The 23,344-nt window shown below is 53.3% G+C and carries 28 protein-coding genes; 18 read left to right on the forward strand and 10 right to left on the reverse strand.

Translation table 11 applies throughout. The features are described 5' to 3' along the window. Positions 1–16: 16 nt before the first annotated feature. A complete protein-coding gene (locus AC6CHM_RS11630) occupies positions 17–382 on the reverse strand; it encodes a DUF2267 domain-containing protein (RefSeq protein ID WP_115051976.1) in 366 nt (121 codons plus the stop codon). Between the two features lie 288 nt (positions 383–670). Here AC6CHM_RS11630 and AC6CHM_RS11635 point away from each other — a divergent pair, with 288 nt between their 5' ends. Next, positions 671–2,203: a helicase HerA-like C-terminal domain-containing protein gene (locus AC6CHM_RS11635; RefSeq protein ID WP_336440905.1), complete on the forward strand. Its 1,533-nt coding sequence runs from the start codon at positions 671–673 to the stop codon at positions 2,201–2,203. Between the two features lie 218 nt (positions 2,204–2,421). Here the strand turns inward: AC6CHM_RS11635 and AC6CHM_RS11640 are convergent, their stop codons facing one another. Further along, positions 2,422–3,132 carry a L,D-transpeptidase gene (locus AC6CHM_RS11640; RefSeq protein ID WP_115052201.1) on the reverse strand — a complete coding sequence of 237 codons (711 nt, stop codon included), beginning with the start codon at positions 3,130–3,132 and terminating at the stop codon, positions 2,422–2,424. 354 nt (positions 3,133–3,486) lie between these two features. Here AC6CHM_RS11640 and AC6CHM_RS11645 point away from each other — a divergent pair, with 354 nt between their 5' ends. After that, positions 3,487–4,365: a branched-chain amino acid aminotransferase gene (locus AC6CHM_RS11645; protein ID WP_307283557.1), complete on the forward strand. Its 879-nt coding sequence runs from the start codon at positions 3,487–3,489 to the stop codon at positions 4,363–4,365. A gap of 154 nt (positions 4,366–4,519) precedes the next feature. Beyond that, the gene (locus AC6CHM_RS11650) at positions 4,520–5,119 is read left to right on the forward strand and encodes a superoxide dismutase (protein WP_115051974.1); all 600 of its coding nucleotides are present in this window, start codon (positions 4,520–4,522) and stop codon (positions 5,117–5,119) included. A 109-nt stretch (positions 5,120–5,228) separates the two neighbouring features. Here the strand turns inward: AC6CHM_RS11650 and AC6CHM_RS11655 are convergent, their stop codons facing one another. Then, entirely contained in the window at positions 5,229–6,305 is a 1,077-nt protein-coding gene (locus tag AC6CHM_RS11655) for a CaiB/BaiF CoA transferase family protein (RefSeq protein WP_307283563.1), read from the reverse strand. 312 nt (positions 6,306–6,617) lie between these two features. On the opposite strand from AC6CHM_RS11655, the gene AC6CHM_RS11660 reads away from it, so the two are divergent. The 5 genes from AC6CHM_RS11660 to AC6CHM_RS11680 all read left to right on the forward strand — a co-directional run bounded on the left by AC6CHM_RS11660 (position 6,618) and on the right by AC6CHM_RS11680 (position 10,125). Beyond that, the gene (locus AC6CHM_RS11660; protein ID WP_498173249.1) at positions 6,618–7,013 is read left to right on the forward strand and encodes a hypothetical protein; all 396 of its coding nucleotides are present in this window, start codon (positions 6,618–6,620) and stop codon (positions 7,011–7,013) included. Between the two features lie 76 nt (positions 7,014–7,089). Further along, positions 7,090–8,073 carry a D-alanine--D-alanine ligase family protein gene (locus tag AC6CHM_RS11665; protein ID WP_307283569.1) on the forward strand — a complete coding sequence of 328 codons (984 nt, stop codon included), beginning with the start codon at positions 7,090–7,092 and terminating at the stop codon, positions 8,071–8,073. Positions 8,074–8,209: 136 nt separating this feature from the next. Continuing rightward, on the forward strand, positions 8,210–8,659 hold the full coding sequence (locus AC6CHM_RS11670) for a c-type cytochrome (protein ID WP_336440908.1): 450 nt from the start codon (positions 8,210–8,212) through the stop codon (positions 8,657–8,659). A 10-nt stretch (positions 8,660–8,669) separates the two neighbouring features. After that, positions 8,670–9,593 carry a cytochrome c gene (locus AC6CHM_RS11675; protein WP_307283575.1) on the forward strand — a complete coding sequence of 308 codons (924 nt, stop codon included), beginning with the start codon at positions 8,670–8,672 and terminating at the stop codon, positions 9,591–9,593. 115 nt (positions 9,594–9,708) lie between these two features. Continuing rightward, positions 9,709–10,125 carry a hypothetical protein gene (locus tag AC6CHM_RS11680; protein ID WP_337353737.1) on the forward strand — a complete coding sequence of 139 codons (417 nt, stop codon included), beginning with the start codon at positions 9,709–9,711 and terminating at the stop codon, positions 10,123–10,125. 29 nt (positions 10,126–10,154) lie between these two features. Here the strand turns inward: AC6CHM_RS11680 and AC6CHM_RS11685 are convergent, their stop codons facing one another. Further along, on the reverse strand, positions 10,155–10,493 hold the full coding sequence (locus AC6CHM_RS11685; RefSeq protein WP_337353738.1) for a metallophosphoesterase: 339 nt from the start codon (positions 10,491–10,493) through the stop codon (positions 10,155–10,157). A gap of 149 nt (positions 10,494–10,642) precedes the next feature. Here AC6CHM_RS11685 and AC6CHM_RS11690 point away from each other — a divergent pair, with 149 nt between their 5' ends. The 3 genes from AC6CHM_RS11690 to AC6CHM_RS11700 are packed head-to-tail and all read left to right on the forward strand — an operon-like array spanning position 10,643 to position 11,894. Then, positions 10,643–10,972 (forward strand): ArsR/SmtB family transcription factor, encoded by a 330-nt coding sequence (locus AC6CHM_RS11690; RefSeq protein WP_498173252.1) that lies wholly within the window; start codon positions 10,643–10,645, stop codon positions 10,970–10,972. Continuing rightward, positions 10,969–11,433, forward strand: coding sequence for an SRPBCC family protein (locus AC6CHM_RS11695; protein ID WP_336440912.1), 465 nt, complete (start codon positions 10,969–10,971; stop codon positions 11,431–11,433). Before AC6CHM_RS11690 ends, AC6CHM_RS11695 begins: the two co-directional genes overlap by 4 nt. 44 nt (positions 11,434–11,477) lie before the next feature. Beyond that, positions 11,478–11,894, forward strand: coding sequence for a GFA family protein (locus tag AC6CHM_RS11700; RefSeq protein WP_498173254.1), 417 nt, complete (start codon positions 11,478–11,480; stop codon positions 11,892–11,894). Positions 11,895–11,950: 56 nt separating this feature from the next. Here AC6CHM_RS11700 and AC6CHM_RS11705 read toward each other — a convergent pair whose 3' ends face one another. Together AC6CHM_RS11705 and msrB are read right to left on the reverse strand one after the other, a co-directional pair. Next, the gene (locus AC6CHM_RS11705) at positions 11,951–14,056 is read right to left on the reverse strand and encodes a S9 family peptidase (RefSeq protein ID WP_498173256.1); all 2,106 of its coding nucleotides are present in this window, start codon (positions 14,054–14,056) and stop codon (positions 11,951–11,953) included. Between the two features lie 156 nt (positions 14,057–14,212). After that, positions 14,213–14,617: a peptide-methionine (R)-S-oxide reductase MsrB gene (gene msrB / locus AC6CHM_RS11710; RefSeq protein ID WP_115051962.1), complete on the reverse strand. Its 405-nt coding sequence runs from the start codon at positions 14,615–14,617 to the stop codon at positions 14,213–14,215. Between the two features lie 393 nt (positions 14,618–15,010). Between msrB and AC6CHM_RS11715 the strand changes: the two genes are divergently transcribed. After that, positions 15,011–15,448: a Ros/MucR family transcriptional regulator gene (locus tag AC6CHM_RS11715; RefSeq protein ID WP_115051961.1), complete on the forward strand. Its 438-nt coding sequence runs from the start codon at positions 15,011–15,013 to the stop codon at positions 15,446–15,448. A gap of 166 nt (positions 15,449–15,614) precedes the next feature. Here AC6CHM_RS11715 and AC6CHM_RS11720 read toward each other — a convergent pair whose 3' ends face one another. Next, the gene (locus AC6CHM_RS11720; RefSeq protein ID WP_498173258.1) at positions 15,615–15,914 is read right to left on the reverse strand and encodes a cytoplasmic protein; all 300 of its coding nucleotides are present in this window, start codon (positions 15,912–15,914) and stop codon (positions 15,615–15,617) included. Between the two features lie 197 nt (positions 15,915–16,111). On the opposite strand from AC6CHM_RS11720, the gene AC6CHM_RS11725 reads away from it, so the two are divergent. Then, positions 16,112–16,564 (forward strand): helix-turn-helix domain-containing protein, encoded by a 453-nt coding sequence (locus tag AC6CHM_RS11725; protein WP_354346735.1) that lies wholly within the window; start codon positions 16,112–16,114, stop codon positions 16,562–16,564. Further along, a complete protein-coding gene (locus AC6CHM_RS11730; RefSeq protein WP_498173260.1) occupies positions 16,561–17,361 on the forward strand; it encodes a DUF6456 domain-containing protein in 801 nt (266 codons plus the stop codon). Before AC6CHM_RS11725 ends, AC6CHM_RS11730 begins: the two co-directional genes overlap by 4 nt. A 30-nt stretch (positions 17,362–17,391) precedes the next feature. Here AC6CHM_RS11730 and AC6CHM_RS11735 read toward each other — a convergent pair whose 3' ends face one another. Both AC6CHM_RS11735 and AC6CHM_RS11740 read right to left on the reverse strand, forming a co-directional pair. Then, positions 17,392–17,832, reverse strand: coding sequence for a SufE family protein (locus AC6CHM_RS11735; protein WP_115052199.1), 441 nt, complete (start codon positions 17,830–17,832; stop codon positions 17,392–17,394). A gap of 64 nt (positions 17,833–17,896) precedes the next feature. Next, positions 17,897–18,307: a DUF5330 domain-containing protein gene (locus tag AC6CHM_RS11740; protein ID WP_337353744.1), complete on the reverse strand. Its 411-nt coding sequence runs from the start codon at positions 18,305–18,307 to the stop codon at positions 17,897–17,899. Between the two features lie 432 nt (positions 18,308–18,739). Here AC6CHM_RS11740 and AC6CHM_RS11745 point away from each other — a divergent pair, with 432 nt between their 5' ends. The 3 genes from AC6CHM_RS11745 to AC6CHM_RS11755 all read left to right on the forward strand — a co-directional run bounded on the left by AC6CHM_RS11745 (position 18,740) and on the right by AC6CHM_RS11755 (position 21,965). Next, complete coding sequence (locus AC6CHM_RS11745; protein WP_498173262.1) at positions 18,740–20,626, forward strand: ATP-binding protein; 1,887 nt, start codon at positions 18,740–18,742, stop codon at positions 20,624–20,626. Further along, positions 20,601–21,476: a peptidoglycan-binding domain-containing protein gene (locus AC6CHM_RS11750; RefSeq protein ID WP_498173263.1), complete on the forward strand. Its 876-nt coding sequence runs from the start codon at positions 20,601–20,603 to the stop codon at positions 21,474–21,476. Before AC6CHM_RS11745 ends, AC6CHM_RS11750 begins: the two co-directional genes overlap by 26 nt. A gap of 141 nt (positions 21,477–21,617) precedes the next feature. Continuing rightward, complete coding sequence (locus AC6CHM_RS11755) at positions 21,618–21,965, forward strand: DUF1491 family protein (protein WP_115051954.1); 348 nt, start codon at positions 21,618–21,620, stop codon at positions 21,963–21,965. Between the two features lie 54 nt (positions 21,966–22,019). Here AC6CHM_RS11755 and AC6CHM_RS11760 read toward each other — a convergent pair whose 3' ends face one another. After that, positions 22,020–22,958, reverse strand: a complete 939-nt coding sequence (locus tag AC6CHM_RS11760; RefSeq protein ID WP_337353747.1) for a DUF2336 domain-containing protein — start codon at positions 22,956–22,958, stop codon at positions 22,020–22,022. A 190-nt stretch (positions 22,959–23,148) separates the two neighbouring features. Here AC6CHM_RS11760 and AC6CHM_RS11765 point away from each other — a divergent pair, with 190 nt between their 5' ends. Continuing rightward, positions 23,149–23,340 carry a hypothetical protein gene (locus AC6CHM_RS11765; RefSeq protein ID WP_162802427.1) on the forward strand — a complete coding sequence of 64 codons (192 nt, stop codon included), beginning with the start codon at positions 23,149–23,151 and terminating at the stop codon, positions 23,338–23,340. Positions 23,341–23,344: the final 4 nt, after the last annotated feature.

The raw sequence follows: 23,344 nt of genomic DNA on the forward strand, positions 1-23,344 counted from the left end.
TCCGAAAATGACCGTTTTAAACGAACTGGCTAAGACCCGGAATTGAATTGACGACCTCGTCGACCGGGCCGCTTCCAGCCTTTTCACGTGCAAACGCAATGGTTTCCTTGGAAATGCCACTGATTTCGCCCATGCCGAGACCGATGCCCATCAGCTTCGACCCAAGGCCCATGACGCCGGGCATAAGGCCGGAAAGCAACCCGCCGCTGCCCTTGGCTTCAGCAATTGCCTCTTCGCTGCCGGGTACGCCAGCAATCAGCAGATCAACCTTATCGGCAGGGGCTTCCTTCTGCAAAAACGCCAGAATGAGGCCGACCGCCTTGCGCGCGGTTTCAGGGTCGGTGCCGACATTGGCGGTAATACGAGCGATAAGTTCATCCATAAGTGCAATCTCCCAACTGGCTTGAATTACGTTTACGTAATATGCGTGAAATTCATATCACACAAGTGTTCGTTTTCATCTGGGGCATGTTTTCAACCCTACACAACTAAAATGCAATTGCAGGTAAAGATTCTCTTGCATCGCCTGTTTTCCCGTAATCGCATCGGCATTGAAGGGGACGCTCACCATTTTGTGCTTTTCTGTAACATCGACGTTCTGCCATTGTCGCACGGGATTTGGCTGTTTATACCATGGGTCAAGTGACGACAGTGACGAGGACAGAACGACATGGCCGCAGACAGTATTTTCCTTGGTGCAAGCCGCAAGCCGGATGACAGCTATAATCAGGCCGAGTCGTTATTGCTCAAATTCGGTAATCGCCATGGTCTGATCACGGGCGCAACCGGCACTGGTAAGACCGTCACGCTGCAAGTTTTGGCTGAAGGCTTCTCCGCAGCCGGAGTGCCGGTTTTCTGCTCGGACATCAAAGGCGATCTGTCGGGGATCGCAGCCAAAGGCGAGGAGAAGGATTTTCTCGTCAAACGCGCAGCTGACGTAAAACTCGATCCTTACACAATGGCTTCGTCGCCGGTTATCTTCTGGGATATTTTCGGCGAGCAGGGTCATCCGATCCGCGCGACTATTTCTGAAATGGGTCCGCTTCTTCTCTCGCGCCTGATGAATCTGACGGAAGCGCAGGAAGGCGTTTTGAATATCGCATTCAAGATCGCCGATGAAGAAGGGCTTCTGCTTCTCGACATGAAGGACCTGCAATCGCTGCTGGTTAATATTGCGGAGCGGGCTGAAGAAATCTCGGCACGCTACGGCAATGTGACCAAGCCTTCGGTTGGAGCGATCCAGCGTTCGCTACTGGTGCTCGAACAGCAGGGCGGCACGAAGTTCTTCGGAGAACCCGCACTGAAAATCACCGATATTATGCGTACCGGAACCGATGGGCGGGGGCAGGTCAGCATTCTTGCAGCTGACAAGCTCATGATGAATCCGCGCCTTTACTCGACGTTCCTGCTTTGGCTGCTCTCGGAGCTTTTTGAAGAATTGCCGGAAATCGGCGATCCGGAAAAGCCGCGCCTGGTCTTCTTCTTCGATGAGGCGCATCTTCTGTTCAACGAAGCACCAAAAGCGCTGCTCACCCGCGTTGAGCAGGTTGTGCGGCTGATCCGCTCAAAGGGTGTCGGCGTTTTCTTCATCTCGCAGAACCCGCTGGACGTGCCTGAAACGGTGCTGGCACAGCTTGGTAACCGCGTGCAGCATGCTTTGCGCGCCTATACGCCGCGCGAGCAGAATGCCGTAAAGACGGCTGCCGATACATTCCGCGCCAATCCGGACTTCAACACATTCGAAGCAATCACCAATCTCGGCACGGGCGAAGCCCTGGTTTCCACGCTGGCTGAAAAGGGCGTGCCTTCCATGGTCCAGCGGACATTGATCCGCCCGCCATCGGGGCGCATCGGTCCGTTGAATATTGATGAGCGTCAGAAACTCATCAATGCCAGCCCAGTTGCCGGTATCTATGATGAAATGGTCGACCGCGAATCCGCCTATGAGCTTTTGCAGAAGAAGGCAGTGCAGACGAAAACCGAAGAAGAGGCGCAAACGCAGCAGGCAGAGGCTGATAGTACAGGCGGCTGGAAGCTTCCCGATTTTCTCGGCGGTGAAACCAAGACCGGTCCGCGCGGTGGCCAGATCCGTGGTCGCCAAACTGTAGCGGAAGCCGCGATGAAATCCGTTGTCCGCTCCGTCGGCTCCTCGCTCGGACGCGCGCTAGTCCGAGGGATTTTGGGAAGCCTCAGCAAACGCTAGTTTCAACGCCTTCGGAATTCCGAACACGCGCAAAGATGGTGAGTGGGCGATTGCGCCCCTCCTGCGAACCCCTCCTGGGCCTGTGATGATGCTCGATTGCAGTAGTGCAGTTTTTTAACTGCTGAACACCGAGGCAGGACCTTAGTGTAACAGTACTGTCATCAGCACCCAAAAGGACGATGGATTGCTCCATCGGCCTTTGTTTGAGCGGCATAAACTTAAATAACGAGAATCGGCGTCTTGTTTGGAACGCGATCATAAAGATCGATGATATCCTGGTTGATGAAGCGCACGCAGCCTGACGAAACCGCCTTGCCGATTGTCCACCATTCCGGTGATCCATGCAGGCGGTAGAGCGTGTCCACGCCGTTCTGGAAAATATAAAGCGCGCGCGCGCCCAGTGGATTGTTCAGACCCGGCGCCATGCCACCATTTGCAGAGCTATATTGAGCCAATTCCGGTTGGCGGGCAATCATCTCATCCGGTGGAGTCCATTTGGGCCAATGGCGCTTCCACTGAACAATGGCGCGGCCTGACCATGCAAAACCCTCACGACCAAGACCAACGCCGTAACGGATGGCCTCGCCATTTTCGCGCACCAGATAAAGAAATTTTGTGTTTGTATCGACGACGATGGTTCCCGGCTGTTCGCCCGTGGGATCGCGCACGATCTGGCGCAGATAACGCGGGTCCATCTTTTTTACCGGTATGGCCGGTAGCTGGAAGCCGCCATCTTCGCGTGCTGAATACATGGCCTCATAGGAGCCCAAAGCCGGATCAACGTCAGTTCCGGGTCTTAGCGGATTGCCATAATCATCGACCTTGATGACCGGCATATCACCGCGGATCTGTGCACATCCTGCGAGGCCGGCTGCTGCAGTTGCAGTCATTGCCGTGAGGAAGCCGCGACGTGTAAGTGTGTTTTGCATCATTAAACCAGGTTGGTGGCGGGAAAGTTCAGCACGCAGTCACTATTGGTAACATGCTCTAAACGCACAAAGAATATGGCGATGAACCGTTAGCAATAGGGCATAAACAAGGCAAGCTCACAACTGTTGCGCGCGGGCAACAGAAACGCGGTGCATCCGCTGCTTTCTAAGCTTGTCTGATGATAAACACTTCGTGAGGAAAGGTGATTGCATTAATATTGTGCGTGGTTCGCGAACCATGCATCACATCAATGCAGTCCGTTTATTGGTGGCGCAGTCGATTACGGCTATTGACCTCAGCGCTAAATGGCTTTTCGTTGCTTCAACACAATCAGCATGAACGGAATCAGCATCATGGCAGTTAATTCAGCAGCGCAAACCGCAACCTGGACCTATGTCGACGGGGATTGGTATGAGGGAAACGTGCCGTTGATTGGTCCGCGCACCCATGCCATGTGGCTGGCTTCTACCGTGTTTGATGGCGCGCGCTGGTTTGAGGGCGTGGCGCCCGATCTCGATCTGCACTGCGCCCGCGTCAACACTTCGGCCATTGCCATGGGGCTGAAGCCGACGATGAGTGCCGACGAAATCGTCGGATTGACCCATGATGGCCTGAAAAAATTCGATGGCAAGACAGCGGTCTACATCCGGCCCATGTATTGGGGCGAACATGGCGGCTATATGGGCGTACCGGCCGATCCTGAGTCCACCCGCTTTTGCCTGAGCATTTACGAAGCGCCCATGCTTGAACCGACCGGCTTCTCGCTGAGTGTTTCGCCGTTCCGCCGCCCCACATTTGAAACCATGCCGACCAATGCCAAGGCCGGTTGCCTTTATCCGAACAATGGCCGGGCCATTTTGGAAGCGCGTTCGCGCGGTTTTGACAATGCGCTGGTTCTCGACATGCTGGGCAATGTGGCTGAAACGGCCAGCTCCAATATATTCATGGTCAAGGACGGGCATATTTTCACCCCGGCACCAAACGGCACGTTCCTTTCAGGCATTACCCGTTCGCGTATTATCGATGTTCTGGCTGACTATGGTTTCCGTACCACGCAGACGACGTTGACGGTTCAGGATTTCCTTCAGGCGGACGAGATTTTCTCCACGGGGAACCATTCGAAGGTTGTGCCCGTTATCAAAATTGAGGACCGTGAGCTGCAAGTCGGTCCGATAGCCCGCAAGGCGAGAGAGCTTTATTGGGAGTTCGCCCACGCCGGGCCGAAAATTTGACCCGATAATGCGTTCAAGCCGAAATATTGATCCGTTTCGCATTGCTCCCGAACAAATACGGACCTATGTAACCAAGGCAGGTTTTGTCAGGATAGGTCATCACCCGAACGGGCAGCCTATCCCGTCACAGATATAGATCGAAGAGGAGACTTCCATGGCTTTCGAATTGCCCGCACTGCCGTATGATTATGACGCGCTCGCACCCTTTATGTCCCGCGAAACGCTCGAATATCACCATGACAAGCACCACAAGGCTTATGTCGATAACGGCAACAAACTGGCTGCCGAAGCCGGTCTTGAGGGCCTTTCCCTTGAGGAAATCGTCAAGCAATCCTATGGAAAGAACGCTGGCCTGTTCAACAATGCCGGTCAGCATTACAACCATCTGCATTTCTGGAACTGGCTGAAGAAAGACGGCGGCGGCAAGAAGCTTCCCGGCGCTCTGGAAAAGGCTTTTGAATCCGACCTTGGCGGCTATGACAAGTTCCGCACGGATTTCATCGCAGCTGGCACAACACAGTTCGGCTCGGGTTGGGCATGGGTTTCCGTCAAAGACGGCAAGCTCGAAATTTCCAAGACACCAAACGGTGAAAACCCGCTGGTTCACGGCGCAACGCCAATTCTAGGCGTCGATGTGTGGGAACATTCCTATTACATCGATTATCGCAATGCCCGTCCAAAATATCTGGAAGCCTTTGTCGATAGCCTGATCAATTGGGACTATGTTGCCGAGCTTTACGAAAAAGCCAAATAAACCGGTTTCATAAACGGTCTGAAACGGCTCCGTTATCGGGGCCGTTTTATTTTGAGCTGTCTGTTTTGGTTTGGCAAACCGCAACTGCAATTCAGCGCCAAGCCTGAAATTACCAAATATCATCCTCCGGCTTCAGCGTAACCGAAGACCTTGCTTCGCCCGGTGTTCGGGAGAATCTGGGGACCGGTGCAGATTGCTGCTGGCCATCCACTTGAATATAGGTCTTGCGCGCCTGCATATGCGGGTGATGCGGTGCCTCGCTTAACGTCAACACCGGTGCGAAACAGGCATCCGTGGATTCGAGCAATGTGCACCATTCTGCCTGCGTTCGCATGGCAAAGATTCGGGTAAATTCCGCTTCAAGTTCGGGCCAGTTTTCATGGGCGTTCTGCAATGCCAGCCACCGTGTATCCATGCCCAGCTTTTCCAATAATTCGGCAAAGAATTTCGGCTCAAGCGCCCCGACAGCAATGTGGCGTCCATCATAACAGGCATAGCTGCGGTAATAGGGCGCCGCTCCGTTGAGAAGATTTCTGTCACGCTCCATGGAAAGGCTTGCCGTCGCTGCAAGCCCGGTAAAAAGGCTCATCAGGGATGAGACGCCATCTATAATCGCGGCATCGATAACCTGTCCTCTGCCTGAACTTTGCCGCTCGATCAGTGCAGCAAGAACACCGAAGGCCAGAAGCATCGACCCGCCGCCATAATCGCCAACCAGATTGAGTGGTGGCAGAGGAGGGCCGCTCGTGCCCATCGAAGCAAGCGCCCCCGCAAGAGCGATATAATTGATGTCGTGTCCGGCGGTCTGAGCGAGCGGGCCAGTCTGTCCCCAGCCTGTGATGCGGCCATAAACCAGACGGGGATTGAGAGCTCGCAAAATATCTGGTCCAAGGCCAAGCCGTTCCATCACGCCGGGCCTATAACCCTCAATAAGCACATCCGCTTTTGCCGCTAGTTCGAGACACCGAGTGCGCCCCGAATCAGCACGTATATCCAATTGCAGAATGCGGCGTCCACGATCTTGAACGGGGTTGGGCCAGCCATTGCCTCCCAACCGTTCAATTCTCACAACATCTGCACCAAGATCTGCCAGAAGCATGGCGCAATGCGGAGCAGGGCCAAGTCCTATAAATTCCAGTACCTTAATGCCTGCAAGCGGACCTTGCCGTGGGGGCATATCTTCCATGAGTAGCCAGCCTCGGACGCGATTATTCGAGGCAGGTTGGCATTTTTAATGCCCAGTGGCCAGCGAGTCATCCGGCAAAAATTTTACGCCTTCGCCTTGCCATATTGGTTGTTCATCTGTCGTTCAGAGGATTAGACTTAAGTCTAATACCTTAGGGACTTTTAACACGCTGGATGCCCTCATTCTGAGAGGTGTTCACTGGAGGAACAATGAGAAAGCTGATTTCAGCAATTTGTGCTGTTTTGATATCGGTTGGTACTCTGGGAACTGCGGGATCGGCCAGCGCCGCACCTGCAACGGTGCAAAGATCGATTGAAGCGACTGGAACCGGTGCTGACACGCTGGTTCAGAAGGTTGATCACCGCAGGTGGCATCGTCGTGATCGTTACGAACGCCGTTGGGATCGCCGCGATCGCTGGGAGCGCCGCCATCATCGCCGTTGGGACCGCCCGCATTATCGTCGATATGATCGGCCGTACTACCGCAGTTGGGACCGGCCACATTATCGCCGTTGGGACCGTCGATATGATCGCCCGCGCCACTATCGTCCGCATTATTACCGGACAGGCAACGCGCAGATCATCTTCGATCTGTAACCAGGCTCGCTGCGGCAACATGAAAAAAGCCCCTTCATCACAAGATGGAGGGGCTTTTTTGTGTGACCTGCTTTTCGAAGGCAATTTCAGGCAGCCGGTTGAATGGTTGTGAGCGTGGCCGCTCCTTGAAAAAGCCATCAAATCCATAAGAGGTGGGCCCATTGTAAAGATCTGGGGAATTCAACTGCATGGGCAATATAATCCTCTTCGGCGGCGAAAATCGTGAGCGCCTCGTTTCGGTTGCAAGTACGCAAGCCATCGCCGCTACGCTTCCGGAAGCGGACCTCTGGTTCTGGGGCAGCGACGGGATTATCCGAAGCTGCGAGCGGGACCATCTTATGGGGCATTCGCGCCCCTTTGAGGTCGATTTGCCAGCCATTGGCGAAGTTATTGGATCCATTGAAGACGCGATTGATCGCGCCGCTCAGGAGCATCGCGTGCTTATCCTTGGTTTGCACGGTGGCATGGCAGAAAATGGGGAATTCGCCGCTCTTTGTGAGACACGCGGTGCCAGATTTACCGGTTGCGGGTCCAAGGCCAGTCGACTGGCATTTGACAAGGTTGCCAGTAAGGAAGCTGTTGCCGTGCTTGGCATTGCAACTCCGCCAACCCTCTCGCTCGCATCTGCTGCCAACGATCTTGGCACCTATGGAAAGCTCGTAGCAAAGCCGGTAGCAGACGGATCGAGCTATGGCCTTTTGTTTGTGAACAACCCAGAAGACATTCATGAGCTCGAACAGGTGATGCAGAAAGAAGCCTACTTGATAGAGCCATTCATTGAGGGGGTAAACGCCACCTGCGGTATCCTGGAGCATGAGGGAGAACTGATCGCGCTGCCTCCGGTTGAAATCCGGCCCGCCGATGGCGTATTTGATTACGCAGCAAAATATCTATCGTCTCAGACAAATGAGCTTTGCCCTTCCACCTTTGACGAGAAGACCAATACATCGCTGCAAACATTGGCCTTAAAAGCGCACTCAGCCATTGGAGCGCGCGGCTATTCGAGAAGCGACTTCATCATCGCTGCCGACGGTCCGATCTTCCTTGAGATCAATACTCTGCCCGGCCTAACGAACGCCTCGCTCTTTCCTAAAGCTCTGGCGGCGCAAGGTATCAGCTTCAAAGAGTTTCTTCACGGACAAATCGAGATTGCCACTTCGGCCAGCGCATAAATGGGTCTCTACTGAAACTGCCAGCAAACGAAAATGTGATTGCGCTGTGCCCGTGCATTTCGAAAACTTTTGACTAGAGTGATCCCAAGCCCTTGAAGCCAAGTTCTTATTAGCCACAAGAGTAGGACTCTATTCGATGAAAAGACTGATTGCTTTGTCTGCCGCGCCATTGCTGGCACTTGCAGTTTTTGCCACCACGGCAAGCGCCGATCCCATAGCCGACAGGCAAGCACTCATGAAGGATCAGGGAAAGGCAGTCGGAAGCATCGCTCCCATCGCCAAGGGAGAAAAACCCTTTGATGCCGCCACCGTCATGACAGCTTTGAAAAAGATCAATGATGATGCGCAGAAGCTTGATCCTGCCACCCTTTTCCCTGCAGGCAGTGATACGGGCGATACAACGGCTTCGCCGAAAATCTGGGAAGATAATGCGGCCTTTGTTGCTGCTATCGACAAATATAAAGCCGATGTGGCTGCCGCCGTTGCCGCTGATCCGAAAGACCTTGAAAGCTTCAAGACTGCATTCAATCAGGTGACGCAGAATTGCGGCACTTGTCATCAGGCTTTCCGCATAAAAAAGAACTGATTTTCCGGTGATGCGCCGGATTTTCAAATTCCTACTCAGCCTCCTGATCCTTGGCGGCGCAGGTTTTTGGTTGCTGTCTGCGCCAACTCGACTTGATGAGACAAAGCTGGCAGCCACCACGCCGGGCGATGCAACCCGCGGACAGAGCGTATTTTGGCAAGGCGGCTGCGCTTCCTGCCACGCCGCTCCGGGCGCGACTGGTGATGCCAGACTGGTTTTAAGTGGCGGCGAGGAATTGGTCACGCCCTTTGGCACCTTTGTGACGCCGAATATTTCGCCTGCCAATCAGGGAATTGCAGGCTGGTCGTTGTCTGATTTTGCCAATGCGATGACCCATGGTGTCTCACCGGACGGAAGACACTATTATCCTGCCTTTCCCTATACATCCTATGCTCGCATGCAATTGCAGGACATTGCCGACCTCTATGCCTTCATGAAGACTTTGCCGCCCTCGGAAAATGTTGCAGGCCCGCATAAGCTGAGCTTCCCTTTTACCGTGCGGCGCGGCATTGGCCTGTGGAAACGGCTTTACCTGTCCGATCAGCCGGTGCTGACGATTGCCAATGCAACTGATGCGATCAAGCGCGGCCAATATCTGGTCGAAGGCCCTGGCCATTGCGGCGAATGCCATACACCGCGCAACGCCATTGGCGGACCTGATAAGACATTGTGGCTTGCGGGTGCCAAGGCGGCGGAAGGCAAGGGTGTAGTGCCTAATATTACCGGCGGCGAGGGCGGTATTGATTCCTGGTCGGCGCAGGATATCGCCTATTCGCTCGAAAGCGGATTCACGCCTGATTTTGATTCGCTGGGTGGATCCATGGCCGATGTGGTGCAGAACATGTCCCATCTGCAACCGTCTGACCGGGATGCGATTGCCGCCTATCTGAAAGCTATTCCGGCCCATGCGAATGGCTATCCCGCCGCGCAGTGATTTGCCGGCGACATAAGATTTACTTATGCCAGGCCTTGGAATTCGTTGCTTGCAGCGTGCCTAATTGTGTCATCCATTGGCGGCTTCTACAGTGATAGGAGCGGCAGCCAGAGCAATGTTTTACAAATCAGCGCGTAATTACTGCCTTGTTTTACTTATGCTCAGCGGTCTTAGCTCTGCAGCGTTGGCGCAGGGTACCGTATTTTCCGAACGTCCAGGCTTGGCCGGACCGGAGGAGATGCCCAAACAAAATGCATCGTGCGAAGGCCTGGCGGCAATAATTGCCGGGCTTGAAACACCTGAAGGCAATCGCATCGATCTATGGGCTTCGGGGCCTCTCACCTATATTCATAGCGATGAAGCGCTTTGGTATCTGGCGATATGTCCGCAATCGGGCGTGCAGGTGATGTGCATCACCTATTCAGGTAACGGGATGAAACTTGGAGATAATATTCTCATTCGCGGCGGCATGAGAATATTGGATAAAACCCATATCGTCCTCGATCCGTGCCTTGCCTCACGCGAAGAATAATAAGTCGCGGCGACATTTGGCTGGGATGATTATCGCCGCTTGCAACCAATGAGCACGGAATTTCCATCGGTATATTTGCTGCGCATCGTGTAGAGCCAGCCCTGGCATTCCTCCATGGATCCAAAGCAGCGTTGGAAAGATACCGTTGTCTGGTCATCACCAAAGGAAATCATCGGATTGTCCGTGGTCCCGCTATAACGACCAAAGACTATACCCGAGCCAATCGGCGGCGCGTTGCAGCGTTCACCGGCATATTCGCTGACATTCTTGCGAATGGCAGCTTGTGCTGGCGTGATGCCTGCGGACAAAAGTGCTGGCTGAATGGCGACGGCCATTCCAAACATCAAAATCTGAGTCATGCGCTTCATTCTAATTCTCCTATGCGAAACCAGTCGATCGCGCTGCGGGCAGGGTTCAACTATATGCCATTCATGGCGAGACTACAGCCAATTCCTTTATGCCTGCCTCTTATTTAATTAGTATTGACTAATGAATTAGTGTACGCTAATGCTTTGGCATGATAGAAGCAGATCCTATAAACGCCGTCATGCGCGCATTGACCGATCCCACAAGGCGGGCCGTATTTGAACAGGTTATCGAGAACCAGGAAATTACTGTTGTCGAGCTCACGCGCGGTAGCGGCGTGACGCAAGGCGCTATTTCGCAACATCTCAAGACACTCAAGCAGGCCGGTCTGGTTGCTGAGCGTCCCGAAGGTCGAAAAGTTTACTACCGCGCTCAGCCGGAAGGGCTTGAGCCACTTGTCAACTGGATGGACCATTATGGTGTCTTCTGGCGCGAGCGTTTTGCCAATCTTAGAACATTGCTGAAGGAAATCGATCCATGAACGAAGCAGCATTAAAGCCTGATACGCAAGAAATAGTGGTCGACGAGATTTTTCCGCATTCGCCGGAAACAATCTGGAAAACATTGACCACTGCGAGTTTGATGGGACGCTGGTTGATGATTCCGTCCGGATTCGAGCCCGTGGAAGGCAAACACTTCACCTACAAAACCACGCCAGCGGGCGCTTGGGATGGCACCATCCACTGCGAAGTGCTTGAGGTAAAGCCGTATGAGCGCTTTTCCTATGCCTGGAAAGGCGGGCATAGCAGTAATTCCGGATATGGCTCACAGCTCGACACTGTGGTCACATTCATCCTGTCTAAAGGTGAAAGCGGCACGCGCCTGCGCCTCATCCATTCCGGCTTCGTCCTGCCGAAAAACGACAGCGCGTTCAAGAGCATGAGCGAAGGTTGGAAGAAAGTGGTCGAGAATATCGGCAGCATTGTCGACGGGAAGGACTGACGCAACCCCGTCGTCATCGATCTAGTGCTTATTGGGAGAGAGTTATGAGCAAACCTTACACAGGCGGATGCGCCTGCGGCGAAATTCGCTATGAAATAAGCAGCGCACCCATCTTCGAAAACCACTGCCAATGCCATGATTGCCAGAAACGAAGTGGAACCGGGCATGGCTCTTACCTGACTTTCGTCAATAGAGCCGCTATGAAAATCACCGGCAAAGCGAGCACATGGAATGTCGCAGGCGATAGCGGGATCGAAAAGATTCACGCCTTCTGTCCGACCTGCGGAACGCTTGTCTACTTGAACTCGGTAGCAACGCCGGACATGGTCGCTGTCCCCGCGACCAGCCTTGATGATCCAAGTCGGTTCAATCCGCAGGTGGTCACTTACGCCATCCGCGGCCATGCGTGGGACACCATTGATCCTTCGCTAACGAAATTCGAACGGATGCCGCCCATGTGAAGGCAGCCGGTATCGGCAAGGCTTCACATGTGGCGTATCCAGGTTTGCCTCTGGTCTTAAGCTTCGACCTTACCAACCAATTTCAAGGCAAAGGCCTGCGTATAGGCAACTTCCTCCAACCTTGAAAAACGCCCGGAAGCGCCTGCATGCCCGGCATCCATATTGATACGGAAAAGCACCGGATTATTGTCGGTCTTTAGCTCGCGTAGCTTGGCAACCCATTTTGCTGGCTCCCAGTAGGTGACGCGCGGATCCGTCAGTCCTGCCACGGCAAGGATCGGCGGGTAAGCCTGTGCCGTGACATTATCGTAAGGCGAATAGGATGCCATATAGGAGTAGTCGGTTGCCGAGGTAATCGGATTGCCCCATTCCGTCCATTCTGGCGGGGTGAGGGGCAGGGTGTCATCAAGCATTGTATTGATCACATCAACAAAGGGTACTTCCGCGATGATGCCGCCAAAGTTCTGTGGTGCCATGTTGACAATGGCACCCATCAGCATGCCGCCTGCAGAACCACCTTGCGCTATGATCCGGTCATGACTGGTGAAGCCTTCCGCAACAAGATGTTCGGAGGCAGCGATAAAGTCCTTGAACGTATTCAGCTTATTGAGGCGCTTGCCGTTTTCATACCAATCATAGCCCTTATCCTTGCCGCCGCGAATATGGGCAATGGCGTAGATGAAACCGCGATCTGCCAGTGAAAGGCAGTTGGTATTGAAGCTGGCCGGAATGCTGTGGCCATAAGAACCATAGCCGTAAAGCAGCGCAGGGGCGGAGCCATCCAACTTGGTGTTCTTGTGATAAACGATGGAAACCGGAACAGTTTCGCCATCATGAGCGGGCGCGAGAAGGCGGCGGGTTACATAGTCGTCCGGATTGTGGCCGGATGGCACTTCCTGCGTTTTAAGCAATGAACGCTCGCGTGTCCGCATATTATAGTCGTAAAGCTGCGTCGGCGTCGTCATCGACGAATAGGAAAAGCGGATCACCTCGGTATCATATTCGGGGCTGCCGGAAAGGCCGAGCGAAAAGGCTTCTTCATCGAATGCAATGGCATGTTCTTCACCGGTCTGGCGGTCACGAATAACAATTCGAGGCAAACTATTTTCGCGCTCAAGCCAAACCAGGTGATTCTTGTAGGCTGAGTGTCCAAGCAGTAGACGTCCCGCCTTGTGGGCAACGACTTCTTTCCAATTGGCTTTTTCCGGCGTTGCCACCGGAACGCTCATGATTTTGAAATCCTTGGCGCCATCAGCATTTGTGAGGATGTAGAAAACGTCGCCGCCTTCGGTCAGGCTATACTCAACGCCGGGTTGACGTTCCGCGACAAGCTTTGGCTCAGCGGAAGCATCATTTGCCGGAATCAGCCAAACTTCAGAGGTCTCGTGATCGTGAATATCAATGAAGATAAAATCATCAAGGGAACTGCCGCCAACACCCAGAAAGAAACCCGGGTCCTTTTCCTCATGAATCAGGCGGTCTTGGCTCTCCGACGTTCCAAGCTTGTGAAAGAACAGGCGGGAAGGGCGATGATTAGCATCAACGCGCGTATAGTAGAAGCCGTCCGATTGCGCGTTCCAGACGCCGCTGCCTGACGTATCGCTGACGGTTTCGGCATTATCCTGCTTTGTCTCGAGATCGCGCACTTTCAGCGTATAATATTCAGAGCCCTTGTCGTCGACGCCCCAGATCAGCTTGGTGTGGTCGGGCGAATGATCGGCAGAGCCAAGGCTGAAATAGGCTTTGTCCTGCGCTTCGATATCACCGTCGAGCAGCATTGTCTGCTCGCCGCCATCGCGTGGTGTGCGGAAAAAGCGTGGATGCTGGCCGCCGGTCTTGAACGAGGTTCCATAGGCATAGGGACCGTCCTTGGAGGGCACAGACGAATCATCCTCCTTGATGCGGCCTTTCATTTCTTCAAACAGCTTGGCCTGCAATGGCTTGGTATCGGCCATAAGCGCCGATTGATAGGCATTTTCCGCCTCTAAATGGCTGCGGATTTCTGGTTCCAGCGTCGATGGATCACGGAAGACGTCCTGCCAGTTTTCCGCACGCATCCAAGCGTAATCATCCACACGGGTAATGCCATGACGGGTATCAGAAACAGGCTTCTTTTCGGATTTTGGAACGGGATGAGCGGAAAAGCGTGGCGAATTCGTCATGGAGAACTTTCAAAGGTTGGCGATAAGGTCCATCTCGCAGCCCGGCACGATTTTCCGGGCTGCAACGCAGATTTCATATAAGCCGGTATCGCGTCAATGCGGCTTTAGTTGATAGTTGGACAGATTAAATGGAAGCGTTCGGCCCAGTGGTTCGCACTAGGCCTGGTCAAAGACCAAGGCATTGCCATTCATGCAGTAACGCAGCCCCGTGGGAGCGGGTCCGTCCGGAAAAACATGACCAAGATGGGCATCGCAATCAGAGCATTTAATCTCCGTGCGGAGCATGCCATAGGACCGGTCCTCCACAGCAATCACTGCGTCAGGTTCGATTGGATTTGTAAAACTTGGCCAACCTGTACCGGACTCATACTTTGCTTCTGACTTGTAAAGCGGGCGATCACAGCAAACGCACTTATAAACACCTTTGAGTTTACTATCGAAGTTCGGACTGGAGAATGCGCGCTCCGTTCCATGGTTTCGCGTAATTTGATACTGTTCCGGTGTTAACTGCTCACGCCATTCTGCATCAGTTTTTACCACTTTGAACGTTTTTGTATTCATTTTTTGTTCCTTTCAATGCAAATGTAAGCATGAACACTGCACTCCACAACATCCGTTATTATAGAATGCTTTGCGTGAAACGTTATATTCCTCATTTTTGCCATTTTTTGTATTAGTTATATAGGTAAATTCTCGAATGCGCGTCGTCGGCAGGTGCGTGCATTCGTTGAGTGGGGTTAGTATGGCTTCTTGGCGCGATTGGTGGTTAATCTCTGAATTTGATGTCGTTTGAAATATTTCTTTTGTAAATGAAGTATTGATTTGACAAATTCACCAAAATCCGAAAAAGAGGATCGCCAAAGGCGTCGGAAAACAGAGCGCTCTAGAGCTTTATATTGGTGTTTTTTAACTCCCCTCCCGATATTTCAAATTAGACGAAGGAATTGGACTTTAATGACCACATTCGACAATTCAAACTCCACGGCCAGCGATGTTTTGCTTGAGCTGACGGCTGAATTGGTTGCTGCCTATGTCAGCAATAATTCTGTACCGGCCGGCGATTTGCCGACGCTCATCGCCGAGGTACATTCAGCGCTTGGTCGCGTTAACGGTGGCTCAGAGGCGGTTGTTGCTGTTCAGGAAAAACCAAAACCTGCAATCAACCCAAAGAAGTCCGTTGCAGATGACTATATTGTCTGCCTCGAAGACGGCAAGAAGTTTAAATCACTGAAGCGTCACCTGATGACTCATTATAGCCTGACGCCAGAACAGTATCGTGAGAAGTGGGATCTTGATCCTTCCTATCCGATGGTTGCGCCAAACTACGCAGCAGCTCGTTCGCGCCTTGCCAAGAATATGGGTCTTGGTCGTAAGCGCAAGAAGGCCGCTTAAGACCGATATTCGGTCGGGTGGTAAGAGTTCAACTCCTGCGGAAAGCCAATAGATCACATTTTTTGAATGGGTCTGATGGCAAGCGGATGCGGGAGGCTAGATTGCACTCCCACTATTGGAACTGACTATTTGGATTTGAAAAACGGCGCTTTGGGCGCCGTTTTTGTTAAATGGCTATTTTTGGCTGTGCCTGACCCTGCAACCTGTCCAATGCCTGTTTCAGACCAATGTGGCGATTGAGATCATAACTCCAATGCCCACTTGTTCCCTTGAGCCGTTCGCGCTCTATGAGCCGTATCAGACGCCGGCACATATGAACTCGGCTCGCCTCATCTTTTCCAGGCAATTGGTCGAGATCAATATTACAAAATATTTGCAGGGCTAAACGTTGCCGGGCCTCGCCCGCGGTGATTTCCTTGGCCGCCAGAAACGCGCCACGCTCTTTCTTCAACTCGCATATCGACATTGGACCACTCCTTTCAGTGTGGCCGGTATTATGATGGATTGGCAGTGATGTAGGATAAAAGACCTATTTATAATGAGTAGAAAAACAAATAGTATAATTAAAACAAATGGATAATGGTTGTATTGGCAAAAACTTATCCACGTTCTTGATGGTGGGAGTATAAGAAGATATTCCTACTAAAGAGGTGGAGTAGAGTAATGGTTCCGAATTTCAACCATACGATAAGGTCAGCGGCGGATGCGCAAAAAATAGTCAAAGCCCTGCGCGCGCGTCGCGACGGGACTACGCCGATTCTGGCTGTCATTACTCGGAATGACGTCCTAGGCGAGCAACATTTCCAGATATGTGACCATGTTCTAGACGTGTTGTCCGCTCTCTTTAACATTTCAGGTTGCGATTTGCGATCAAACTCGCGGTGCGAACAAGCCGTTGCGCGCGTTCGCCAAATTGGCATGTATGTGGTGCATGTCACACTCGGCATGTCCATGACGCAGGTCGGTCGTGTCTTCGGGCGAGATCGCAGTACGGTGGCCCATGCCTGTCATTTGATTGAGGATATGCGCGAGGATACAGATTTCGACCGCATCGTTCATATGGTTGAAACAGTTATTCGGGCGGCCTTTGCTCAAAGTGGGAGGGTGCGTCGATGAACGGGCACTCCACAATCGATCAAGCCATGATTGCGCGCCTTTTACGATTTCTCGCCAAGGGCTCAGTGCAACTCGCTGAAGCGGCAGCGCCTGAAAAATTGATGCTTGAAAGCGCCGCATATGGTGTTTTGAGCGTTAAAAGAGATGTTATCGCCCATGCAGCAATGGTGGGACTCGTGGTGCGCTGTAAGTCGGAGTTGAAAATTTCCGATGCAGGTAAGGCATGGCTGCTGCGGAGCGCCACCGATGGTGATGCCTTTGCCAGTCAGCATAGAAACGAGGCGTTCATAACGCTCCCGGACGAACATGGCCCAAGCAAAGTTCGCACCAATGAGGCCGAGTCGCCGCTGGCAAATCTGCGTAAACGCAAGGATGGCACGGGCCGGCTACTGATCAACGAAGCGGCGTTCAAGGCGGGAGAGCAATTGCGTCGGGATTTCACCCTTGGCAATCTGATGCCCTCGATCAGTGTTAACTGGGATGTGACTGGCAGTGGTTCGCGCTCCAATGGTGTGCTCGAAATTACAGAGGCAGCCTTGGCTGCTCGCCAACGTGTGGAGCGGGCGCTCAATGCGGTCGGACCTGAACTTGCGGGCGTCTTGGTCGATGTGTGCTGCTTTCTCAAGGGATTGGAAATAGTCGAGCGTGAGCGGCAATGGCCAGTCCGTTCAGCAAAACTGATCCTGAAAACAGCACTGGCTGTGCTCGACAGACATTACAATCCGCCAGCGCCAACGCGCCGCACTTCAAGCATTATTCACTGGGGCACCGAAGGTTACCGGCCCTCAATAAGCTAAGGGCAATGATTTTGCTCTGACGAATTTGGCTTAATGCTGCGTTGCATCCGCGGAGCCGAGCGCTGTTTCGGCTTCCCGGCGGATGCGGGCGACCATTGAACGCAGACCGTTCGAGCGTTGCGGCGTCAGATTTTCATTAAGGCCAAGCTTCCGCAAAACGGCTTCCGGATCGATAGCGAGAATTTCCGAAGCTTTTTTGCCTGAGTAAAGCGCCATCATGATAGCAACCAGACCGCGAACGATGTGTGCGTCGCTGTCGCCGACAAATTCGATAACGGGATCTGGTCCTGCTGAAAGCGTGCTTTTGAGCCAGACCTGACTGACACAGCCATTGACCTTATGCACGGCGTCGCGGGCTGATTCCGGATAGGGTTTGAGATCACGACCAAGGTCGATGACATAGCGATAGCGCTCCTCCCAATCGTCGATGAAGTCGAAATCGCCAATAATGTCGTCAATAGTCTGTGCCATGGTATTGTCCTGTTCAGGGCACATATAGTGTTCCTAACTGCGAACGTCACCGTTTTTATGCAATTCAATTCTTACTGACTGAGCCCGTATGAGCCTTGGCGTCTATTTTGCTTGTTTCTTCACGCTCGCGGGTGGCGGCGTTGATAATCTCACGTAAAGCCATTTCACGCAGCTTTGCTTTGATTGCTTCAGCATCGCTGGTATCTGGCGCATCGCCATGCGCTCTCGCAACCACCGAGTCCGGATCATCGGATTTTTTGCCGAGCTGGGCATCGAGATATTCATATCCGACTTTGGCGGCTTCACCGGCACGTACGCCAGCATTTGCGATCGCCGCCTTGCCAGTTTCACAGGCCTGGGGTTTGCGGGTACAGAAATCCGACAGATCGCTGATTGTGTCTTGCGCTGCCAGCAGGGCTTCAAGCGGGCTGGGTCCGCCCTTCTCATTGGAGAGCGAAGGCATGAATAATGACACGACTGTCATCCAGAAGCAGAACTTGATCGCAAATCTGATCAAAAAGAACATAGCCCAACCCTTTGGCGCAAAACCCACCGTCCCAAGACGACCTACGCGAAGACTGTGACACAGGCTTAGCAACATAGCGTTGAAGCCTGCGTCTCAATTTGAGCCACTATAGAAACCAAGCATTAACAACTGTTGAGGCGCAAATCGTTGATTGCACGATTCGACACGCCAATTTGTGTTTGACCGAAACTCTTCATTTACCATGCCAGTCACAATCGCTCGAAACCGGGTTTACGGCTCATTCGATCCCCCAGTTTTATCCTTTCCTTAAAGCCTCGTCTGCAAAAGTTAACGCTGACAAGAGTGCTTGAAAGAGCATTCATGAAATGACCGCTTTATCCGGGCGACAACCAGGGTTTTGCGGAAAGCAGGAAAAAATTGGTGCCGATTCATTCCGTCACACATTCTGACTTTGCCGGGGCTGACGCCCACCGGCGGCATGACTTTGCCGATGCCAACTCGCGCCGGCGGCTTGATATTGCCGGTCGCTTCCACGATTTGTGCAGGCGTTGGGTCAATACATCCGTTGCCTGCCCGGTAACCCGTGAGCGCGATACGCGGATGGCGGGCGCGTTTCTTGCCATGCCTTTGGTGCTTGCAATGGCGGTGTTCACCAATCACCTGTTGGCTGGCGAAATGGCCGGTATTGTAAGCATAGTTATTGGCGTTCTGGCTTTGTCGATGATCTTCTGCGGTGCTCTGGCAATATCCAAGGATGGCCTGAAGATCGGCCTTGGTGCACTTATCGCTTATGGCGCATCTATTTGCGCTATCGGGATTGCTTCATCAGCACCAAATCTGCTGCTTTGGCTGCTGGCTGCCGCTGTGCCTGTTGAAGCCTGGTTCATTTATAGAAGCGAGCGTTCGCTGCGTTTGGCTGGCGCGATATCGGCGGTGATACTGGCTGTTCTGCTTATTGTGTCATTGCTCAAGAATGCAGAAGTTGGCCTTTCACCGCTCTCGTTGCTGGCTTCTCTGGCCTATTCTGCAACATTGATTGTGCGGATAACGAAAGGACTTGTTCAGCGCGTTGCTGCCGCTCGCCGCGATGATCGCGTTGCCGATCTCGAAAGCGCCATTGATGGCGTGGTTATGAGTATTGGCAGCGACGGGCTGGTGAAATCACTTTCATCCAAGGCCCAAGAACAGTTTGGTATTGCACGCAATCTGCTGATCGGCACGCCGCTGTTCGAGCGGGTGCACGTGGCCGATCGTGTTCAATTCCTTGGTTTCCTCAGCGACATGAAGCGCGGCGCGGCCAAAGCCCATGTCGATGTCAAGCTGCGTTGTGTTGCGCCGGCAGAGACTTGCGGCCAGCCACACCTTGTCAGGTTCGCAACTTATCATTTGAGCGCTGTGCCTCACAGCCAGGGCGAGGGCTTTCTTATCGTCGCAACGGATATCTCGCAGGCCGTTGCGGATCGCAACGCACTTGTTGCAGCGCGCCGCGAAGTTGAGACAGTCGAAATTACAAAAGGCCGTTTTCTGTCCACAGTGAGCCACGAACTGCGCACGCCCCTTAATTCCATCATTGGTTTTTCCGACATCCTGTTGCAGGAAATTTGCGGCAAGCTGCCCGATAGCCGCCAGCGCGAATATGTCGAGTTGGTGCATCGTTCCGGCAATCATCTGCTTTCAGTGGTCAATGCCATTCTCGATGTTTCGAAGATTGAAGCGGGAGCCTATCCTATCCATGCGGAAAGCTTCGCCTTCAAAGACACCGTGACAATGGTGCACGATATGATGGCGCATCAGGCTTTGCAGAAGAACGTCACCTTGTGCGATCGCGTCAGCCCCCGTATCGGCAATGTCGTTGCCGATAATCGCGCCATCCATCAGGTTCTGATCAATCTTGTGTCCAATGCGGTGAAATTCACCGAAGCTGGCGGCGTTGTGACGATCGACGCGCAGGTTGAAGATGACACGCTGATGTTCTCGGTCAGTGATACGGGCATCGGTATTGCCGAAGCAGATCTGAAGACTTTGGGCCAGCCTTTCCGCCAGGTGCAGAACGACTATACGCGCGCTCAGGAAGGCACTGGCTTGGGTCTTGCCACTGTAAAAGGGCTGATAGGTCTTCATGGCGGCGAACTGACGATCAAGAGCGTTCCAGGGCAGGGCACAATTGTTGACGTCCGTATCCCCCGCTCTGGCCGTATTATCGCCAGCGACGAGCGCAGCGAAGAGCCTGCCGCCAATATTGTCGACTTCAAAGAGATCAGCGATGTAAAGGGAGGTTCCCATGGGGAAGCCCGCAAGTCGGCCTAGCAGCCGGACCGCCAAGCGCCGCGCACCTAAACGAAGCCCTGCATTGCGGGCTTTGATTGCAGCCGGTGGTTTGATCGCCAGCAATCCTGGCATCGCAGGCGGCACAACCGCGTTTCTGGTTACGCTTGGTTTCATCTCGGCCAATGCGCTGTGGTATCAGCCTCATGTGCACGAGGGCGTCTTTTTCTCGACGCGGCCCGAATTGGTGTTCAAGCCGATAAAGCAGGAAAAGCCTGCTCTGTCGGGAGAAAAACGAACCTCTGTGGATGCACCAATCCGCAAGGTCAATTCTGTTCCGGTTCCAAAAAGCCAGGATGCAATCGCCGCTGCCATCAATGGTGACCCGGTATTGGGACCGGGCGGCGATCCGGAAGTGGCACAGCTTCAGCAGAAACTGCTGGCCCTCGGCTTCTACAATGGAACGGTGGACGGTATTTCCGGCAAAGGCACACGCGCGGCTATCGAGGCCTACCGCAAGGCCAGCGCTGAGCTCGGTGTTGAGGCCGAGGCTCCAGTTGGCAATGCGGACGACACGACGGCAAGCATTGCTGTTCCGGCCAAGAAGCCGGATTCTGTTCCTGAAAAAGCAACGGTACAGAAAATTTCTGCTTCGTCGGCCAATGCCGAGGTGAACGATGCCGCAACAGGCGGCCTATCCGCACCGGAAATCGTACGCGTGCAGGCCGGTTTGCGCGCATTCGGCAATGACAAAGTGGAAATCGACGGCAAGGTCGGTGAATCCACGAAGATAGCCGTCAGTGAATTTCAGAAACTCTTCCGCCTGCCAGTAACGGGCGAGCCAGACGCGAAGCTGTTGGCCAAGATGCAGGAAATCGGCCTTATCAACTAATTCACGCCCTGATAGCCTGCAAATGTCGTTTTTCTGTGCCCCGGTGCTCCTGAACCCAAAAGTTCACTGCTCCGGTGCTCGAAATCCATCATTTTCGGCTCATCAGGACGCAAATTTCCGTCCCAGCAAGGATTTGTGCCCATGCGCCTGACATCTGACTTTTGGGTTTCAGCACTGGTGCGGAGGGTCAATGACACCGGCGCATTTGCTGCATTAAGCAACAGGGGAGCAATGGAAGCCGGAGCGATTTTCATCAAACTTCGCAATTCCGATGGCACATATGACCTGTTCGGTCCGGCTCCGCAAATGGTCTATGATGAGACAAAGCCCGACGAGCGCTTGTTTACACGACTGAAATCAGGCTCGGCTGAGATGGACATCAATGATGATCTGGAAAAGCAGAAGCGCTGGGACCGCGATCTTTGGATTGTTGAAATTGAGGATTATCGCGGGGATAGGTCTGAGTTGTTTTCGGTGGTTGATGTTTAGATTAAAAAGCTGAATGCAATGATCGTCCTTGCCAATGTGGGGAAATTGCAGCGGTCAGGAAACCTTTCGGGCTGTATTCTCGACATCCTTGGCCATCTCACGCAATTTCTGGCGCAGTGCCGCAGAGTTTTCCTGAATCTTCCAGCGTGCGACTGTAGCCCGGGCTTTTTCCTGGTCAATCTGGCGATAAGACTGGATGAACAGCCGCAGTGAATGCAGATCCTTATGCACCAGCCCGAAAAGACCGGTAAGGATGAGGTGTGACGCTTCCGCTGAAAGGCCAAGCGAGGCAAAGGCGATTGTCAATTCAGCATTGAGCCCGTGACCAATGATGCGCACTGTACTTTCCATGCCAAGATCAAGCGCGCGGGCAAATTCTTCCTGGAATTGAGTGGTCTGGTCCAGCAGGGCTGCATCGATCAATCGGTCGGCAAGCGCCTGATCGTCGGATTGCCCGATATCAGTGCTAAGCATCAGTTCCCGCAGTGCCTGCCGCGTTTCGCGAAGGCGCTCGGACTCTGGAGCCGCAACCGTTTCAACATCGGTCGACAGTTGAAATGCCAATGTGCGTTCGAGCGCGGGATCATCGAAACTGTGCAGCGCATCCAGCAATAATGGATCAGATGTTGTGCGGCGTGCTATCGCTCGGGCATGCCCAAGGCCTTTGCGCCGGATGATGTCAATAAGATCGCCGGTCTTCAGCACGGGAGAGCGCAGCAGGATGGGCGCAGAAATATCCACATCATCCTCGGCAAGAGCCATGATGAGACGGTGGGGCGCATGGGGTAATTCGGAAAGTACGGCTGCCGCATGCCGGCGCACGCGCGGAGAGGTGAGGGGCAGGAGAGGAACAGCGAGGTCTTCAAGCTGCTGCGCATCGCTTTTTGCCGGTCTTGCGACGCTGCAGAACGCAGTAATGGACGCGGTCAGGAGATCGTCAGCCTTGCTGCCGCCGCTGCGGTCTTCAAGCGCCCGAAACTCAGGATACTTCACGAACAAACTCCAACACTGCACGCAACGCAATAACAGCTTCTAAAATTAGCCGCTAAGCGTTAGCAAGTCGTTAACCATCGACGTGTCTTATTAAATAATGGCGCAAATCACGCGCATACGGCATAAGTACCAATAGGCATCTGCGTAGCATTCGAGTTCAGGAGAGCAACGAACCTTACGGATGGACCAAATGGGATTTGTAATCGCATTTCCGGGAAGCGCCAGAACGCGAAGCAACCGGGATCAGAAGAAACGTCAGGCGACAGCCGAGATCACAATCTTTCCCGGCGTGCGCTATGAACATTATTCAGCTCAGCCGCAAAAACGTGACAAGGCAAAGCTTCGTCGTCAGTTTTTCGACAATTTGCCCCAGCCGGGTTGATTTG

Source organism: Phyllobacterium sp. GQ127 (genome assembly GCF_059758635.1).

What these genes read in the sequence shown, in the direction of transcription:
- AC6CHM_RS11630 (WP_115051976.1), bottom strand. Translation starts at nt 382, where the DNA reads ATGGATGAACTTATCGCTCGTATTACCGCCAATGTCGGCACCGACCCT.
- AC6CHM_RS11635 (WP_336440905.1), top strand. Translation starts at nt 671, where the DNA reads ATGGCCGCAGACAGTATTTTCCTTGGTGCAAGCCGCAAGCCGGATGAC.
- AC6CHM_RS11640 (WP_115052201.1), bottom strand. Translation starts at nt 3,132, where the DNA reads ATGCAAAACACACTTACACGTCGCGGCTTCCTCACGGCAATGACTGCA.
- AC6CHM_RS11645 (WP_307283557.1), top strand. Translation starts at nt 3,487, where the DNA reads ATGGCAGTTAATTCAGCAGCGCAAACCGCAACCTGGACCTATGTCGAC.
- AC6CHM_RS11650 (WP_115051974.1), top strand. Translation starts at nt 4,520, where the DNA reads ATGGCTTTCGAATTGCCCGCACTGCCGTATGATTATGACGCGCTCGCA.
- AC6CHM_RS11655 (WP_307283563.1), bottom strand. Translation starts at nt 6,305, where the DNA reads ATGGAAGATATGCCCCCACGGCAAGGTCCGCTTGCAGGCATTAAGGTA.
- AC6CHM_RS11665 (WP_307283569.1), top strand. Translation starts at nt 7,090, where the DNA reads ATGGGCAATATAATCCTCTTCGGCGGCGAAAATCGTGAGCGCCTCGTT.
- AC6CHM_RS11670 (WP_336440908.1), top strand. Translation starts at nt 8,210, where the DNA reads ATGAAAAGACTGATTGCTTTGTCTGCCGCGCCATTGCTGGCACTTGCA.
- AC6CHM_RS11675 (WP_307283575.1), top strand. Translation starts at nt 8,670, where the DNA reads ATGCGCCGGATTTTCAAATTCCTACTCAGCCTCCTGATCCTTGGCGGC.
- AC6CHM_RS11680 (WP_337353737.1), top strand. Translation starts at nt 9,709, where the DNA reads ATGTTTTACAAATCAGCGCGTAATTACTGCCTTGTTTTACTTATGCTC.
- AC6CHM_RS11685 (WP_337353738.1), bottom strand. Translation starts at nt 10,493, where the DNA reads ATGAAGCGCATGACTCAGATTTTGATGTTTGGAATGGCCGTCGCCATT.
- AC6CHM_RS11690 (WP_498173252.1), top strand. Translation starts at nt 10,643, where the DNA reads ATGATAGAAGCAGATCCTATAAACGCCGTCATGCGCGCATTGACCGAT.
- AC6CHM_RS11695 (WP_336440912.1), top strand. Translation starts at nt 10,969, where the DNA reads ATGAACGAAGCAGCATTAAAGCCTGATACGCAAGAAATAGTGGTCGAC.
- AC6CHM_RS11700 (WP_498173254.1), top strand. Translation starts at nt 11,478, where the DNA reads ATGAGCAAACCTTACACAGGCGGATGCGCCTGCGGCGAAATTCGCTAT.
- AC6CHM_RS11705 (WP_498173256.1), bottom strand. Translation starts at nt 14,056, where the DNA reads ATGACGAATTCGCCACGCTTTTCCGCTCATCCCGTTCCAAAATCCGAA.
- msrB (WP_115051962.1), bottom strand. Translation starts at nt 14,617, where the DNA reads ATGAATACAAAAACGTTCAAAGTGGTAAAAACTGATGCAGAATGGCGT.
- AC6CHM_RS11715 (WP_115051961.1), top strand. Translation starts at nt 15,011, where the DNA reads ATGACCACATTCGACAATTCAAACTCCACGGCCAGCGATGTTTTGCTT.
- AC6CHM_RS11720 (WP_498173258.1), bottom strand. Translation starts at nt 15,914, where the DNA reads ATGTCGATATGCGAGTTGAAGAAAGAGCGTGGCGCGTTTCTGGCGGCC.
- AC6CHM_RS11725 (WP_354346735.1), top strand. Translation starts at nt 16,112, where the DNA reads ATGGTTCCGAATTTCAACCATACGATAAGGTCAGCGGCGGATGCGCAA.
- AC6CHM_RS11730 (WP_498173260.1), top strand. Translation starts at nt 16,561, where the DNA reads ATGAACGGGCACTCCACAATCGATCAAGCCATGATTGCGCGCCTTTTA.
- AC6CHM_RS11735 (WP_115052199.1), bottom strand. Translation starts at nt 17,832, where the DNA reads ATGGCACAGACTATTGACGACATTATTGGCGATTTCGACTTCATCGAC.
- AC6CHM_RS11750 (WP_498173263.1), top strand. Translation starts at nt 20,601, where the DNA reads ATGGGGAAGCCCGCAAGTCGGCCTAGCAGCCGGACCGCCAAGCGCCGC.
- AC6CHM_RS11755 (WP_115051954.1), top strand. Translation starts at nt 21,618, where the DNA reads ATGCGCCTGACATCTGACTTTTGGGTTTCAGCACTGGTGCGGAGGGTC.
- AC6CHM_RS11765 (WP_162802427.1), top strand. Translation starts at nt 23,149, where the DNA reads ATGGGATTTGTAATCGCATTTCCGGGAAGCGCCAGAACGCGAAGCAAC.